The sequence below is a fragment of the Nocardia pseudovaccinii genome, assembly GCF_050942345.1.
GTDB classification, from domain to species: Bacteria; Actinomycetota; Actinomycetes; order Mycobacteriales; family Mycobacteriaceae; genus Nocardia; species Nocardia pseudovaccinii.
This window is the reverse complement of the sequence record NZ_CP192074.1, coordinates 4,008,027-4,023,267: the sequence shown is the minus strand read 5'-3', so window position 1 is coordinate 4,023,267 and position 15,241 is coordinate 4,008,027. Positions and strand designations below refer to the sequence as shown.

Genomic DNA, 15,241 nt, shown 5'->3' with positions numbered 1-15,241 from the left:
GTTACCAGACGAGCCTAGGGGTTACGAGACGATCCGCACCGCGTACGGCATGATGCCGCCCTCGCGCACCGGAGACACCCGTACCACCTCGCCGGATTGCGGCGCCTCGACCATCTTGCCGTTTCCGAGGTAGAGCGCAACATGTTCGCTGCCGTTCGGCCCCCAGAACAACATGTCGCCACGGCTGCGCTCGGCGACGGGCACTCTGGTGCCCGCGTTGTATTGATAGCCGCTGTAGTGCGGCAGTGAGACGCCGATACCGGCGAAGGCGTAGATCATGAGACCCGAGCAGTCGAAGCCGACCTTGTTGTAATCGCCGTAGCTGTCGGCGACACCGCCGTCGCGAATGCCGAGGGTCGGCCCGTCCTCGTCGCCACCGCCCCACGCATAGACGACGCCCAGCTGCGACATGGCCCGATCGACCACGGTTTCGATCGCCTCGGAGCCGCCGATGGACGGCATGGTCGGCCCGGTGGCGCGCGGGCGGGTCTGGCGTGGCGGCGGCGAATCCTCCAATTGGATATGCGGCCGCTTACCCGCGCCCGCCTGTGCCGCGCGATCTCTGGCGGCCTGGTCCTGGGCCGCACGTGCGGCGGCGGCCGCGGCAGCCGCGCGGATGGCGGCCTCCTCGGCCTTGCGCTGTTCGTCCCAGGACAGATAGGCCTCACGTTGCCCTTGCAGCCCGGCCACATTCGCGCGTGCCTGGTCGAGGCGGCCCTGCGCCACCGCGCGCTCGCGGAGTAGGCCCTCCCGCTGCGCCGCCTGCTGATCCTGTTCGGCCTGCACGGCGGCGACGGCGTTCTCGGCGTCGGTCTTCTTCTGCTCGGCCACCGCGGCGGCCGCGTCGGCGGCCGACTTCGCTTGGCGCGCACTGGCATTCCTATTGCCCTGTTCGATCTGGGCGCGACGCAGCGAGTCGAGCACCGACTGCTGATTCTTCGATACCAGCGTGAACACCTGGGCGCGGCTGAGGGCGACATCCGGGGTGGCCGAGGACAGATAGGTGACCATCGAGGTCGCGGCGGGCCGGGTGTACGCCTGCACCGCGAACTGGTCGAAGTTGCGTCTGGCCTGGTCGACCTGGGTTCCGGCGTCGCTCAGTTCGCGCTGGGTCTGCACCACCGCGGCGACAGCCGCGTCGGCGGCGTCGCGGGCATCCTGCAGATCGACGAGGGCCTTGTTCACCTCTTCGCGCCTCTGAGCGATCGCGCCGTCGAGTTCCCGCAGCTTCTGATCCGTCACCGCGACCTGGTTGATCAGCGCGCCGACCTCGGTCACTCTGGCGTCGACTTGCGCTCCGGCGTCGGCGATCTGGCTATCGCTCGGGTTGGGCGGGGCAGGCGGCACCGCTGCGACCGGTCCGGCCGTGACGAGCACAGCGGCAGTGACCAGCAACCCCAGAGCGACCCACAGCGGACGCCGAGAACCGGCAACGCCGTTGTTGCGCATCGCACCTCCCAAAGGACCCGACCAGGCTTAACCTCACGAGCCCCCTGCGAACCATCACACTCAGTGGTGCACAGATAGCTCTCTGAACACTCTTTCCCCATCAGTCATCATTCGAACCGTACGACACATCATTCACCAAAGAAACTCTGGCAACAGAACTACAGCCGCGTAATTTGGTCGTTGCCGAGAAATAGCCGCACAGGCGCGAGGATTCGGTCGGCAAAAACAAACCGACCGATAGGAAAAGTAACTGAGCGGATGCTCGCTACGAGGTGAGATCCCTGTCGTCGCCGGGACCCGAAACCCCTACCGACACAGCCCGCCCGGCAGAACGGCGAGACTTCACCCAGTAGAGGCCGCCGACCACCGCCAACGTGCCGACAAGCAACACACTGGTGATCGCGGTCCAGGAGAACGTCTCCGGACGCTCCAGCTGATCAACGAAAAGCTGCGCCGCCTGCGCCGAATGCCCCTGAGTGCTCTTGGAAAGGTCCTCAGCCCGCTCCAGCTTCACCCGGCTGATCGAATCGCTGTAGGTGCCGACCCAGTCGTCGCTGAACACCGCGACGGTTCCGTGTTCGGTCTTGCCGACCTCGGTGGCCAGGTCACGTAGATTGGAGTCGTGGCCTGGATTACCGGGAATCACCACGATGCTGAGCTCGATGCCGTGGGCGCGAGCATCGGCGACGACCGCCTCGAGTGCGTCCTGATCCCTCCCCTTCGGCGTGGCCACATGATTGTCGACCACATCCTCCTTGATCTGGGTCAACGTCTTTTCGTCGATACCAGGGGGGAGTTCGGCGCGCATGGGCATGAACACCGAGGTGTGCGAGACGGTCATCTTCCATCCGGTCTGTCGAGCCGCATCGGCATGCGAGGCGACGGGCATCCAACACTGCAGGGTGAACCGGTGCAGGCCCACCGGTCACTCCGAACAACTCGAAAGCACAGTACGCGACGGAGTGTCGGCTCACCTTCGGACGGCGCGTTCAACGGCACCCGCGCGTTTCACAGGACAAGCGTACTGTTAGGCTCGAAGCCGCGAGGAGCCAGTACGTTCCAGCGCTGGGACCCTCCGAACACGTAACCGTAGCGACTGCCTGCAAGTCGCTCGAAAAAACCAGCCGCGGGCACAGCCCCGCCCGCGGCCACCCTCACAGACGAGTGGAGCTGACGTGACGACAAGTATCGATACTTTCGGCGCCAAGGGCACCCTCGAGGTCGGAAGCAACTCCTACGAGATCTTCCGTCTCTCGGCCGTGCCCGGCACCGAAAAACTCCCCTACGCACTGAAGGTCCTCGCGGAGAATCTGCTCCGCACCGAGGACGGCGCCAACATCACCGCCGATCACATCCGCGCCATCGCGAGCTGGGATCCGTCGGCTCAGCCGAACACCGAGATCCAGTTCACCCCGGCCCGCGTGATCATGCAGGACTTCACCGGTGTGCCCTGCATCGTCGACCTGGCCACCATGCGCGAGGCCGTCGCCACCCTCGGCGGCGACCCGGACAAGGTCAACCCGCTCGCCCCCGCCGAGATGGTCATCGACCACTCCGTCATCATCGACGTATTCGGCCGTGAGGACGCCTTCGAGCGCAACGTCGACATCGAATACCAGCGCAACGGTGAGCGCTACCAGTTCCTGCGTTGGGGCCAAACGGCTTTCGACGATTTCAAGGTCGTCCCGCCGAGCACCGGCATCGTGCACCAGGTCAATATCGAGCACCTGGCGCGCGTCGTCATGGTCCGCAACGGCCAGGCCTACCCGGACACCTGCGTCGGCACCGACTCGCACACCACGATGGTCAACGGCCTCGGCGTATTGGGTTGGGGCGTCGGCGGTATCGAGGCCGAGGCGGCCATGCTGGGCCAGCCGGTCTCCATGCTCATCCCGCGCGTCGTCGGCTTCAAGCTGACCGGTGAGATCAACCCGGGCGTCACCGCCACCGATGTGGTGCTCACCGTCACCGATATGCTGCGCAAGCACGGTGTGGTCGGCAAGTTCGTCGAGTTCTACGGCAAGGGCGTCTCCGAGGTGCCGCTGGCCAACCGCGCCACCCTGGGCAATATGAGCCCCGAATTCGGTTCCACCGCAGCGATCTTCCCGATCGACGAGGTGACCGTCGACTACCTGAAGCTGACCGGTCGCTCCGATGAGCAGGTCGCGCTGGTCGAGGCCTACGCCAAGGAACAGGGCCTCTGGCACGACGCCGACAAGGAGCCCGCCTACTCGGAGTACCTGGAGCTGGACCTGAGCACCGTGGTGCCGTCCATCGCCGGTCCGAAGCGTCCGCAGGACCGAATCCTGCTGTCGGAGAGCAAGACCGCCTTCCGCAAGGACATCCACAACTACACGAGCGACGCGGAGACCGGTCCGGCCGCCACCACCCCGCACACCCACCTGGACGAAGCCATCGAGGAGTCCTTCCCGGCCAGCGATCCGGCGGTGCTTTCCTTCGCCGAGGACGACGCGGTGCTGCCGTCGGCCGCGAACGGTGCGGTGGGCCGCCCGTCCAAGCCGGTCAAGGTCTCCACCGAGGAGTACGGCGACTTCGTGCTGGACCACGGCGCGGTCGTGGTCGCCTCGATCACCTCCTGCACCAACACCTCCAACCCGTCGGTCATGCTGGGCGCGGCCCTGCTGGCTCGCAACGCGGTGGACAAGGGCCTGACCCGCAAGCCGTGGGTGAAGACCTCGATGGCCCCGGGTTCGCAGGTCGTCAACGGCTACTACGAGAAGGCCGGCCTGTGGCCGTACCTGGACAAGCTGGGCTTCAACCTGGTCGCGTTCGGCTGCGCCACCTGCATCGGCAACACCGGTCCGCTGCCGGAGGAAATCTCCAAGGCGGTCAACGACAACGACTTGACCGTCACCGCGGTGCTTTCCGGTAACCGCAACTTCGAGGGCCGCATCTCCCCCGACGTGAAGATGAACTACCTGGCCTCCCCGCCGCTGGTCATCGCCTACGCGCTCGCGGGCACCATGGACTTCGACTTCGAGAACGACGCGCTCGGCAAGGACACCGACGGCAACGATGTGTTCCTGAAGGACATCTGGCCCTCGCCGCAGGAAATCCAGGACACCATCGACCGGGTCATCTCCCGCGACATGTTCCTCGAGGACTACAAGGACGTCTTCAAGGGCGACGAGCGCTGGCGTTCGCTGCCGACCCCGGAGGGCAAGACCTTCGACTGGGCCGAGGAGTCGACCTACGTCCGCAAGCCTCCGTACTTCGAGGGCATGCCGCAGACGCCGGAGCCGGTCACCGACATCAAGGGCGCGCGCGTGCTCGCACTGCTGGGCGACTCGGTCACCACCGACCACATCTCCCCCGCGGGCAACATCAAGCCGGGCACCCCGGCCGCGCAGTACCTGGAGGCCAACGGCGTCGAGCGCAAGGATTACAACTCCTACGGCTCGCGTCGCGGTAACCACGAGGTGATGATCCGCGGCACCTTCGCCAACATCCGGCTGCGCAACCAGCTGCTCGACGATGTCTCGGGCGGTTACACCCGCGACTTCACCCAGGACGGCGGCCCGCAGGCGTTCATCTACGACGCCTCGCAGAACTACCAGGCCGCAGGCATTCCGCTGGTCGTGCTCGGCGGTAAGGAGTACGGTTCGGGCTCCTCGCGTGACTGGGCCGCCAAGGGCACCTCGCTGCTGGGTGTGAAGGCCGTCATCACCGAGTCCTTCGAGCGCATCCACCGCTCGAACCTCATTGGTATGGGCGTCATTCCGCTGCAGTTCCCGGCCGGTGAGTCGGCCGCGTCGCTGAAGCTGGACGGCACCGAGACCTTCGATATCGAGGGCATCACCAAGCTGAACGAGGGTGCGACTCCGAAGACCCTGAAGGTCACCGCTACCAAGGAGAACGGTGATGTCGTCACCTTCGACGCGGTGGTCCGGATCGACACCCCCGGTGAGGCCGACTACTACCGCAACGGTGGCATCCTGCAGTACGTGCTGCGCAACATGATTCGCGGCTGAACGACTGTGCTGTAGTAGGTCCGCGCACCGCATTACCCGCGGTGCGCGGACCTCTTCACATCGCATTGCCCGCTTCGCTCGGAGGAGCCCGCCGAAATGCCCAAAGTCAGTGATGATCACCTCGCCGCCCGGCGTAGTCAGATTCTGGACGGGGCGCGGGCCTGTTTCGCCGAGTACGGGTACGACGGCGCGACCGTGCGCCGCCTGGAAGAGGCCATCGGCCTGTCTCGCGGCGCGATCTTCCACCACTTCCGGGACAAGGACGCCCTGTTCCTCGCGCTGGCCCAAGAAGATGCCGACCGCATGGCCGATGTCGCGGCCAATCAGGGTCTGGTACAGGTTATGCGCGATATGCTCGCCCACCCGGAACAATTCAATTGGCTCGGAACCCGTCTGGAGATCGCGCGCCGCCTGCGCACCGATCCGGAATTCCGCGCCAGCTGGACCCAGCGCTCCGCCGAACTGACCGCCGCCACCCTCGCCCGCCTGGAACGCCGCAAGGCCGCAGGCGCCCTCCGCGACGACGTCCCGACCGACGTGCTCCTCGGCTACCTGGATCTGGTGCTGGACGGACTGATCGCCCGCATAGCCTCCGGCCACACCAACGAAAACCTTTCCGCCGTACTGGATCTCGTAGAAGCATCGGTCCGCCGCAAGGAGTGAGTCAGCCGCTGCATCCCCCGCGCGGACCATCCAGGTCACGACGACACCGGGCAACCACGGATGCGTCACGGAATGCGGAATCTCGACAATAATCGTCGACATGGAACTGAACGGAGCACGAGTCCTTATCACCGGCGCGACGGGCGGGATCGGGGTCGCGATCGCCGCCGCGGTCACCGCCCGGGGCGCGAACGTAGTGCTGTCCGGACGGCGAGCCGAAGCACTCGACCAGGTCGCGACCCGGTTCGGCGCGCGGGCGGTGGTCGCGGACCTCGCCGTGCCCGGTGGTGCCGAGAAGCTGCTCGAGGAGGCCGGTGACCTCGATGTCGTCGTCGCCAATGCCGCATTGCCCGGTTCTGGCGACCTGCTCGACTATTCGCCGACCGAGATCGATCGGGCGCTGGAGGTCAATCTGCGCGCCCCCATCGTGCTTGCCCGCCTCGCCGGTGCGCAGATGGCCGAACGCGGCAAAGGACACCTGGTCTTCATCAACTCCCTGTCCGGCAAGGCCGCGTCCGGCAAGGCGGCGATGTACAACGCGACCAAATTCGGACTGCGCGGCTTCGCCTTGGCCTTGCGCGCCGACCTGCAGAGCCGCGGTATCGGTGTCTCCTCGATCTACCCCGGATTCGTCAGGGACGCGGGCATGTTCGTCAAATCCGGCGCGGCCGTACCACCCGGCGTCGGCACCCGAAGCCCGGAAGACGTCGCGAACGCCGTGGTCCGAGCGATCGAACGGAACATCGCCGAAACCGACGTGGCCCCCCTCCCGGTCCGCCTCGGCGCGACATTGGCCCTGATCGCCCCCAATCTCTCGAGCCGCGTCCAGCGTCTCTTCGGCGCCGACAAGGTAATGACCGAACTAGCCGCTGGTCACCGCAATATGCGTTGAGCCCTACGACGGGATGCGACGCATTCCCGCAATACACCGTCGCCTCGATCTTCGTCGGCTGCGCATACGAGCCGGTCAGTGGTGCGACAAGCGACCGAATACGATGCTGGCGCCGGTGAATCCGAGGGTGCCGAGCATGGCGCACCAGAGGAGGGCGAGGGGGGCGTTGTGACCGGTGTCGAAAGAGTTCAGGAGTCCGCGCACGGTTTCGATGACGGGGGTGGCGGGTTGGTAGTCGGCGAAGCCGCGCAGCCAGTGAGGCATGGTGGTGGTTTGGACGAAGGCGCTGCTGATGTAGGGGATGAACATGATGGCGTAGGTGAGGCCGCCGGCGGCTTCCGGATTCTTGGCGACCAGGCCGAGGGCGACGGCGATCCAGGAGATGGCGGTGACGAACAGGATGATTACTGCGAGGGCCGCCAGCCAGCCGAGTGGGCCCGCCTGGGGACGGTAGCCGAGTGCGAGTGCCACCGCGACCGCGATCGCGATGGCCGCGAGATTGCGGACAACGCCCTCGGCGACGTGGCCGGCGAGCACAGCCTGACGGAACATCGGCAGGGTGCGGAAGCGGTCGATGCTGCCCCCGGTCATATCGGTGGAGACGGCGGTGGCGGTGATCGATGAGCCGAAACCCGTGCACAGCAACATGATTCCGGGCACCACATAGTCGAGATAAGGTCCGCCGACATCGATGGCGCCGCCGAAGACGTAGGTGAACAACAACATCACCAGAATCGGCATGAGCAGCGAAATGATCAGGGTGTCGCGGCTGCGCAGGGTGTGCCGGGCACAGCGGCGGAACATGACCAGGGTGTCTGCGAAGACGTCGGTCACCGGGCGGCGGCTTCGATGATGTCGGCCGTGCGGGCAGCGGCGTCCTCGGTGCCCAGCGTCTTCACGAATTCCGATGCGCGGGAGCGGCGTTCGGGCGTCAGCAGCGACGCGACGCCTTGTTCCAGCCGAGCTTCGCTCAGTCGCGTGAACGGCAGATGCGCACCCACACCGAGTCGCTCGACCTGCCCGCCCCACATCGGCTGTTCGAACGACACCGAGCACACCAGCGTCGGCAATCCGGCGCGCAGACTCTCGAACAGCGTCCCGATACCGCCGTGATGCACCGCCGCGGCACAGTACGGAAACACCAGATCGTGCGCGAACGGACCGACAACTTTCACATTCGGCCCTGCCTGCGCATCGGCGATATCCAGATCACTCCATCCCGCGCTGACCAAAGCACGCACACCCAAACGAGCAGACACCTCGACAACCATCGCCAGCACCGAGGCCGTATCCCGAATGGGCATACTGCCGAACCCGAAGAACACCGGCGGCTCCCCCGCCTCGATCCACGACAGAATGCCCGCGTGGTCGCCGGCCAGATCACCGACGGCCTCGCGGGCAGCGTGATCGAGCGTCAGAAATCCGGTGAACGGCCTGCGCTCATCCCATTGTTCGGGCAGTCCGGGAACCAACGCCGGATCGTAGATCTGCACCTCGGGAACATGCGCACGCGCCAATACCGCTGCGGTGCTCGCCCGCGACTTCGGCAGCCCGAGCGTCGCGCGTAGATCATTCAGATAACGCATGAACACCACCCGGCGCAGATTCTCCGCCACCGCCCACGTCGCACGATTCACGGCCGCAGGCGGATTCCAGCGGGGCGGAAGCGCACCTGGAAACGGATATGCGCCATTACTCCGGCAGGGGAAATAATGCAGGCTGACCAGTGGAACCCCCATTGCCTCCGCAACCGAACTCGCCCGATCCTCGGTGACGGTGCTCGCCACGATCAGATCCGCACCCGTGCAAACGTCGATGACTTCTCGATTCATCTGCTGGGCATAATCGGCCATCTGCCGGGCTACCAATTGCATGAGCCGCAAGGTGTTGCCCGCAGCCAGCGCCCGCTGCCCGGCGTCCGAACTGTAGAGCTGTTGCACATCCGGTCCACAGGCGACCGCGGCAAGCCCGGTGGCCGTGGCGAATTCGACCAGATTCGGCGGCGCCCCGAGCAGCACATCATGGCCGCGACGGCGCAGCTCGAGTCCCAGCGCCACGACGGGCTGGACATCACCGCGGGTTCCGGTGAGCGGAATCGCTATTTTCACGGCTGCTCTTTCGGTATCGGGTCCCCTGACAACGCCGACCGGATATTCCACAGAATTAAGGGCTCCGCACGGCGGCGATGTGTCAGTACAGTGCCATTGTGCACATAGCGATGTTCATGGACTACCACCCGGCCACCCTCGGTGGAGTCCAGACCGCGGTCGCTTCACTGTGCCGAGGACTCGAACGCGCAGGTCACCGCGTCACCCTGTTCGTCGCGCCGCAGCCGGGCGCCGACCGGCTCCCAAATGTGGTGCCGCTGCGCGCCGCCAGTGGTCTCGCGGTGAACGGATTCCCAGTTGTGCTGCCGACCAAGCACAATGCCGAACTCATCGACGCCACCTTCGCCGCGCGCGGCCCGATCGACCTCGTACATACCCACACCACCTACGGTGTCGCCATCGCTGGCATGAAAGCCGCACGGCGACACCGGATTCCGCTGATCCACACGGCCCAGAGCCGCGACGACGCGTTCATCGAGAACACCTCGCCCGCACCCTATCCGGCGGCCTTGGCCCTGCGCGCCCTGCACGGCCGGTTCGTACCGCACGATCAGCACATGCCGCACCGCGCCGAAAGCCGTGCGGCGCGCCATGCCTGGTGGACGATCGTCGGTCAGGCCCAGGCCGCGGATCGGGTCATCGCGCCGACCCAGCATTTCGCCGACCAACTGCTCGCCCACGGTCTGACCCGGCCGCTTCGGGTGGTATCCAACGGTGTCGATGACGAGCTCGTCGAAAACCTCGGCGGCACACCGGTTGTCGAACGCGCGATCGACGCGCCATTGCGGCTGATCTGGTGCGGGCGGCTGTCGGCCGAGAAGCGGCTGCTCGCCGCGATCGAGGCAGTGCGGCATCTCGACGACTGCACACTCGACATCTATGGCGACGGTGACCTGCAGGCCCAGGCGGCCGCTGTCATCACCGAGAATCGGCTCGCGGACCGAATCCGCTTGCACGGCAGGGCCACTCAGGCCGAATGTCTCGCTGCCATGTCCGAAGGCGACGCACTGCTGTTCCCCTCCAACGGTTTCGACACGCAGGGCATGGTCCTGTTGGAGGCAGTGGCGGTCGGCCTGCCGATCATCTACTGCGATCCCGATCTCGACGAGTCGGTGCCTGCCGGGGGCGGCATTCGCACCGCCGATCCGTCGCCGGTCGCGATCGCCGGCACCGTCGCCGAGCTGAACGCCGATCGCTCCGTGCTCGCGGAAATGCGCCAGATTCTAGGCAAATACAGCGACTCGGTGCGCCAGTCACAGCACATCGGTACCGTGCTCGAATTCTATCGACAGGCCAGGGCCGAGTCCGCGCGCAGCCCGGAACTGGTCATGCCGCAATCACTTTCGGAAGTACCAACCGCGCCTGGTGGATTGCCACTGGTCGGCCACAGTCTGCAGGCCCTGCGCGACGCTCCGGGCTTCGTCACCGCGCTGGCCGATCTCGGCCCGATCGTGCGCCTGCGGTTCGGCCAGAAAACCGGATATCTGCTCACCACACCTGATCTCGTCCGCGAGGTCGGGCTCGGCGATGCCGAACTCAATCGGGACGATCTGCGGGAGGCCATCGAGGATGTCGCGGGCGGATCCGTCAATGTTCTGCGCGGTGAAGAACACAAGCTGCGGCGGCGCATGATCTCGCCCGCGCTGCGGCAGAGCCGGCTCACCGAATACACGCGTTCGGCGGCCGATATCGCCGAAACCTGGTCGGCAAGACTGCCTTCGGGCGGACGCGTGAATCTCATGGACGAGGCGCACGGCCTGATTCTCGACACGGTCTCCTCGACGCTGTTCACCGCCGAGTTCAGCGATCACGCACGTCGCGAGATCCGGGACAGCGTCCCATGGCTGCTCAGTCAGGTCATTCTGCGCACCGCGCTGCCCCCGCAGGTGCGCCGACTGCGGCTCATCTCGAACTGGCGCTGGCGTACCAAGGCTCGCCACCTGCGCGCGGCCATCGGCGCTGTCATCGCCGAATACCGCCGCCGCGACGAGGATTTCAACGATGTGGTCTCGGCGCTCATCCGGCACACCGACAGCGAGACCGGCGCGACGCTGTCCGATGAGCACATCATCGACGAAGCGATCCTCATGCTGGCCGGTGGCGTCGGCTCGATGGCATCGCTGACCGGCTGGCTCTGGCACGAGGTCATGCGTCGCCCGCACATCGCCGAGCGGTTGTATGCCGAACTCGATTCAGTCGTCGGAACGGGCCCGGTCCGCGCCGATCATCTCGGCGCACTTCCCTATCTGAAACAGGTTGTGGCAGAGACACTTCGGTTTTGGGGCCCGTGGATCAGCGCGGGCACCGCCGACGGCGACGTCACCATCGGCGGACTCACCGTTCCGGACGGCACGGCAATCATGTTCTCCCCCTATCTGGTTCAGCACAACAAGCGCTACTACGCCGATCCGGAAGCATTCGACCCGGATCGCTGGTCGCCCGAGCGCGCAGCCGATATCGACAAGAAGGCCAACCTCTCGTTCGGCGTCGGCCGTCGCCGCTGCCTCGGCGACCATTTCGCCATGATCGAGATCGGCCTCGCCGCCGCCGCGCTGCTCGCCCGCTGGCGCCCGACACCCGACCCGAACTACACGGTGCGCGCCTCCAATCGAGACTTCGTCCTGTCTCCCTCAGCGCTGCCGGTTACGCTGCGACCGCGATAAATACTTGCTTGGAGTGCACTCCAGGTCACTAGCGTGGGTCACATGACCAAAGTTTGGTTCATCACCGGAGTCTCACGAGGATTCGGCCGTGAATGGGCACTCGCCGCATTGGAGCGCGGCGATCGAGTGGCCGGCACGGCCCGCGATACCAGCACACTCGACGATCTCGTCGCCAAGTATCCGGACACATTCCTTCCGCTGCGGTTGGACGTCACCGACCGGGACGGCGATTTCGCCGCGGTACAGCAGGCCGCCGAACGATTCGGGCGACTCGATATCGTGATCAACAATGCCGGCTACGGTCAGTTCGGCATGATCGAGGAACTCAGCGAGGACGAGTTCCGCGCCCAATTGGAAACCAACGTCTTCGGCGCACTGTGGGTCACCCAGGCGGCACTGCCGATCCTGCGGGCCCAGGGCAGCGGTCACATCATCCAGGTATCGAGCATCGGCGGCATCTCCGCCTTCCAGAATCTCGGTGCGTACCACGCGTCGAAGTGGGCGCTGGAGGGCTTCTCCCAAGCGCTCGCTCAGGAGGTCGCCCCCTTCGGCATTCACGTCACCCTGATCGAACCGGGCGGATTCGGCACCGACTGGGGCGGCCCCTCGGCGCAGCATGCCACCCCGCTCCCGGCCTACGATACGGCCAGGGCGGCCCGAGCCGCCCAACGCTCGGCGGTAAGCCAGGGCGATCCGGCCGCCACCAGCGCCGCCATCCTCGCGGTCGTCGATGCGCCCGAGCCGCCGCTGCGCATTTTCCTCGGCGAGGTCCCGCTGACCATCGCCACCGCGGATTACGAATCCCGTCTGGCGCTCTGGCGCGAGTGGCAGCCCATCTCCGCTGCCGCACAGGGAGATTGAGCCGCCACCTCTGGTGCGCCGCCGCCGGGGAAAGTGGAGATGATGGTGGACCCATCCCCGGCGGAAGCCGCCCGAGGCGGGTCAGTAGTTGGCGTTCAGATAGTCGGCGGCATGGGTCGTCCACAGGACATTCGTGCCGGGCATATTGTGTCCGGAGTAGAGAACGTGCTGACCGTCCGGCCACGGCGTCAGATAGCCGATGACACCGTTGACCGCGGCCGCATAGCGATCGAGATTGCCGATCGGATCGGTCATCAGGAACCGCAGCAATTCGGCGAAGATCATCGGGGCCACATTTCCGATGCGGGCGCCTTCGACGAACGAGAACGGCGAGATGCCGACATCGATGACCCGCAACGGCGAGTCGCCCGGCGACGCGGTGATGATATCGCCCGGATTCGCATACTCCTTGACATCGAGCGCGGGCCAGGCGCCGCGTTCCCCGTGCAGGCCGAAAGTCGTTGCCGGACATAGATTGCCGACCGACTGGCCGCGTTTGCGCAGCGGGTTCGCGATATTGACGGCGAAGGCGATTTCCAGGGGCGAGCCGTCGGTGTTCTTGTACTTACCCGACCGCACTCCCTCCAGAATCTTGCTCGCACAGATACTTCCGAGCGAATAGCTCAGCAGCCCGCAGACATTCGGCGAGTCCTGAATGGCCCGCACGCCCGCCGCGACACCGAGCCGGATCGAGGTATCCAGCGAAGGGCCCCACAGATCCGGGCTCGGCCCGACCGAGGCGGGCCAATCCGGCTCGAAGGCGGTGAAACGGCCGGGATCGAGCAGTTTCGTGACATCGCGCAGCATGCCGGCGGGCGTCCCATTGGTATTCCGCGGTTCACCCGTGCCGCGGAGGGTGATGATGTCGATCATCACCCCATGGTGAACCCATGACCAGCCCAGCACCCGAGTAGCGAACTACCCTATTTCGGGCCACCCTCGAGGCTGCCGAGCAGTATCCGGGCGATCCGATCCAGGTCGCGGCGATCCTTCGCCGAAAGCACCGACAACATCCTGGTTTCGTTCTCGGTATGCGCGGTGACGACCTTGTCGATCAGCGTGCGACCCGCCTCGGTGAGCGCCACCCTGATGGCGCGGCGATCCGCCGCGTCCGCGATGCGACGGACCAACCCCGCCGACTCCAGACGGTCGAGCCGACCGGTCATTCCGGCGCGTGACAGCATCAGCGTGTCGGCCAGCACCGACGGGTTCAATTCGAACGGCTCACCCGAACGACGCAGTGCGGCAAGCACATCGAACTCGCCGCGCTGCAGCCCGTGCGCGCTGAAGACCGCCTCGATATCCCGCTGCGCGACCACGAGCAGCCGACCCAGCCGCCCGATCACGCCCATCGCCTCCAACTCGAGGTCCGGCCGCTCCCGCCGCCACTGCTCGACGATCGCATCCACCGGATCCCGTTCGATCTCACCCATGGACAAGATTCTATTCGCTGCTATATAGTTCGGTAGCGAATTATCAATCACCGAATCAATCGGAGAGCATCATGAACGCCACCACCGATCGCACCTTCGCCATCCGCCAGCCGCAGGATGCCGAGACCCTGGTGACCCCCTCGGTCACCATGCGCCTGCTCATCGACTCGAACGAAGCGGGCGGCGCGGTCAGCCACCTGGAGGTCGATATGGCCAAGGGCGCAGACGGCGCGGCACCGCACTACCACACCAAGTCGGACGAGTTGTTCTACGTCGCCGACGGTGAACTGCAGGTACTGGCCGGGGACAAGATCGTCACTGTCGGAGCGGGCGGGTCGATCGTCGTCCCCAAGCTGATGCCGCACGCCTTCGGCGCCGCGCCGGACAGCTCCGCGCGGATCCTGATCGCCCTGATGCCCGCGGTGGAGCGCTTCGGCTACTTCCGCCTGCTCGACCGGCTGGTCAAGGGCGAGGCCACCTTCGAAGAACTGGCGGCATCGCAGGAGGAATACGACAACTGGTTCGTCGAGTCGCCCGAATGGTGGGCCGAGCGCAACGCGAACCGGCAGTGACGTTCGCCCCGGAACAACGGATGCGGATGAATGACGACGGGGTATGCGCGCCGCCTACCGACTGTGGCGCAGCCATCAGCCGGAAACGGGAACAATCCTCGCGCGCGCGAGGGTTCGACCGGCTATGACCTTCAGCGTTCCCGTCGTCGTCCGCGGCTATGAACTCGATACCCTCGGCCATCTGAATCAGGCCGTGTATCTGCAGTACGCCGAGCACGCCCGCTGGGAACTGCTGCGGGCGGCCGGAATCGGCGGCGACAAGCTGATCTCCGGCGGCATCGGCCCGGTCGTGCTGGAAACCAATATCAAGTATCGGCGCGAACTGCGCGGCGGCGACGAGGTCGCGGTCACCTGCGAATTCCAGTGGGACGGCGGCAAGATCTTCCGAATCCGCCAGGAGATGCGCAAGATCGACGGTACTGTCACAGCAGAGGTCGAGGTGGTACTCGGCATCATGGATCTCACCGCACGCAAACTGGTCACCGATCCCGGCGAACGCTTGCGCGCCATCGCCGAACAACCGGATCTGCTCGGACTCTGAACCGCGGCGGGCAGATCCGCGCCAACGGATGCACAGCCGCCAATCCTGGGCAATATCGATCGCGCAG

13 protein-coding genes are annotated in these 15,241 nt (G+C 65.8%); 7 read left to right on the top strand and 6 right to left on the bottom strand.

The window, feature by feature from the left end; all coding sequences use genetic code 11:
• Nucleotides 1-21 precede the first annotated feature (21 nt).
• On the bottom strand, nucleotides 22-1,449 hold the full coding sequence (locus ACQPZ2_RS18160) for an NlpC/P60 family protein (protein WP_433526611.1): 1,428 nt from the start codon (nucleotides 1,447-1,449) through the stop codon (nucleotides 22-24).
• A gap of 265 nt (nucleotides 1,450-1,714) precedes the next feature.
• A complete protein-coding gene (locus ACQPZ2_RS18155) occupies nucleotides 1,715-2,338 on the bottom strand; it encodes an Rv1476 family membrane protein (protein ID WP_433526610.1) in 624 nt (207 codons plus the stop codon).
• 298 nt (nucleotides 2,339-2,636) lie between these two features.
• Between ACQPZ2_RS18155 and ACQPZ2_RS18150 the strand changes: the two genes are divergently transcribed.
• The 3 genes from ACQPZ2_RS18150 to ACQPZ2_RS18140 all read left to right on the top strand — a co-directional run bounded on the left by ACQPZ2_RS18150 (nucleotide 2,637) and on the right by ACQPZ2_RS18140 (nucleotide 6,996).
• A complete protein-coding gene (locus ACQPZ2_RS18150) occupies nucleotides 2,637-5,441 on the top strand; it encodes an aconitate hydratase (protein WP_433527457.1) in 2,805 nt (934 codons plus the stop codon).
• A gap of 96 nt (nucleotides 5,442-5,537) precedes the next feature.
• Complete coding sequence (locus ACQPZ2_RS18145) at nucleotides 5,538-6,104, top strand: TetR/AcrR family transcriptional regulator (RefSeq protein WP_040691943.1); 567 nt, start codon at nucleotides 5,538-5,540, stop codon at nucleotides 6,102-6,104.
• 100 nt (nucleotides 6,105-6,204) lie between these two features.
• Nucleotides 6,205-6,996 (top strand): SDR family NAD(P)-dependent oxidoreductase, encoded by a 792-nt coding sequence (locus ACQPZ2_RS18140; protein WP_433526609.1) that lies wholly within the window; start codon nucleotides 6,205-6,207, stop codon nucleotides 6,994-6,996.
• Nucleotides 6,997-7,071: 75 nt separating this feature from the next.
• On the opposite strand, the gene ACQPZ2_RS18135 is transcribed toward ACQPZ2_RS18140, so the two are convergent.
• Together ACQPZ2_RS18135 and ACQPZ2_RS18130 are read right to left on the bottom strand one after the other, a co-directional pair.
• A complete protein-coding gene (locus tag ACQPZ2_RS18135; RefSeq protein WP_433527456.1) occupies nucleotides 7,072-7,800 on the bottom strand; it encodes an ABC transporter permease in 729 nt (242 codons plus the stop codon).
• A gap of 26 nt (nucleotides 7,801-7,826) precedes the next feature.
• The gene (locus tag ACQPZ2_RS18130; RefSeq protein WP_433526608.1) at nucleotides 7,827-9,104 is read right to left on the bottom strand and encodes a glycosyltransferase; all 1,278 of its coding nucleotides are present in this window, start codon (nucleotides 9,102-9,104) and stop codon (nucleotides 7,827-7,829) included.
• Between the two features lie 98 nt (nucleotides 9,105-9,202).
• Here ACQPZ2_RS18130 and ACQPZ2_RS18125 point away from each other — a divergent pair, with 98 nt between their 5' ends.
• On the top strand, nucleotides 9,203-11,767 hold the full coding sequence (locus ACQPZ2_RS18125) for a cytochrome P450 (protein WP_433526607.1): 2,565 nt from the start codon (nucleotides 9,203-9,205) through the stop codon (nucleotides 11,765-11,767).
• A gap of 42 nt (nucleotides 11,768-11,809) precedes the next feature.
• Nucleotides 11,810-12,628 carry an SDR family oxidoreductase gene (locus tag ACQPZ2_RS18120; protein ID WP_433526606.1) on the top strand — a complete coding sequence of 273 codons (819 nt, stop codon included), beginning with the start codon at nucleotides 11,810-11,812 and terminating at the stop codon, nucleotides 12,626-12,628.
• An 81-nt stretch (nucleotides 12,629-12,709) separates the two neighbouring features.
• Here the strand turns inward: ACQPZ2_RS18120 and ACQPZ2_RS18115 are convergent, their stop codons facing one another.
• Together ACQPZ2_RS18115 and ACQPZ2_RS18110 are read right to left on the bottom strand one after the other, a co-directional pair.
• Entirely contained in the window at nucleotides 12,710-13,501 is a 792-nt protein-coding gene (locus tag ACQPZ2_RS18115; protein ID WP_063043287.1) for a hypothetical protein, read from the bottom strand.
• 50 nt (nucleotides 13,502-13,551) lie between these two features.
• Nucleotides 13,552-14,061 (bottom strand): MarR family winged helix-turn-helix transcriptional regulator, encoded by a 510-nt coding sequence (locus ACQPZ2_RS18110; RefSeq protein ID WP_433526605.1) that lies wholly within the window; start codon nucleotides 14,059-14,061, stop codon nucleotides 13,552-13,554.
• Nucleotides 14,062-14,210: 149 nt separating this feature from the next.
• Between ACQPZ2_RS18110 and ACQPZ2_RS18105 the strand changes: the two genes are divergently transcribed.
• Nucleotides 14,211-14,633: a cupin domain-containing protein gene (locus ACQPZ2_RS18105; protein WP_433527455.1), complete on the top strand. Its 423-nt coding sequence runs from the start codon at nucleotides 14,211-14,213 to the stop codon at nucleotides 14,631-14,633.
• A 124-nt stretch (nucleotides 14,634-14,757) separates the two neighbouring features.
• Entirely contained in the window at nucleotides 14,758-15,174 is a 417-nt protein-coding gene (locus tag ACQPZ2_RS18100) for an acyl-CoA thioesterase (RefSeq protein WP_433526604.1), read from the top strand.
• The last annotated feature ends 67 nt before the right edge of the window (nucleotides 15,175-15,241 follow it).

What these genes read in the sequence shown, in the direction of transcription:
- ACQPZ2_RS18120 (WP_433526606.1), top strand. Translation starts at nt 11,810, where the DNA reads ATGACCAAAGTTTGGTTCATCACCGGAGTCTCACGAGGATTCGGCCGT.
- ACQPZ2_RS18140 (WP_433526609.1), top strand. Translation starts at nt 6,205, where the DNA reads ATGGAACTGAACGGAGCACGAGTCCTTATCACCGGCGCGACGGGCGGG.
- ACQPZ2_RS18105 (WP_433527455.1), top strand. Translation starts at nt 14,211, where the DNA reads ATGCGCCTGCTCATCGACTCGAACGAAGCGGGCGGCGCGGTCAGCCAC.
- ACQPZ2_RS18155 (WP_433526610.1), bottom strand. Translation starts at nt 2,338, where the DNA reads ATGCCCGTCGCCTCGCATGCCGATGCGGCTCGACAGACCGGATGGAAG.
- ACQPZ2_RS18115 (WP_063043287.1), bottom strand. Translation starts at nt 13,501, where the DNA reads ATGATCGACATCATCACCCTCCGCGGCACGGGTGAACCGCGGAATACC.
- ACQPZ2_RS18100 (WP_433526604.1), top strand. Translation starts at nt 14,758, where the DNA reads ATGACCTTCAGCGTTCCCGTCGTCGTCCGCGGCTATGAACTCGATACC.
- ACQPZ2_RS18160 (WP_433526611.1), bottom strand. Translation starts at nt 1,449, where the DNA reads ATGCGCAACAACGGCGTTGCCGGTTCTCGGCGTCCGCTGTGGGTCGCT.
- ACQPZ2_RS18110 (WP_433526605.1), bottom strand. Translation starts at nt 14,061, where the DNA reads ATGGGTGAGATCGAACGGGATCCGGTGGATGCGATCGTCGAGCAGTGG.
- ACQPZ2_RS18135 (WP_433527456.1), bottom strand. Translation starts at nt 7,800, where the DNA reads ATGTTCCGCCGCTGTGCCCGGCACACCCTGCGCAGCCGCGACACCCTG.
- ACQPZ2_RS18145 (WP_040691943.1), top strand. Translation starts at nt 5,538, where the DNA reads ATGCCCAAAGTCAGTGATGATCACCTCGCCGCCCGGCGTAGTCAGATT.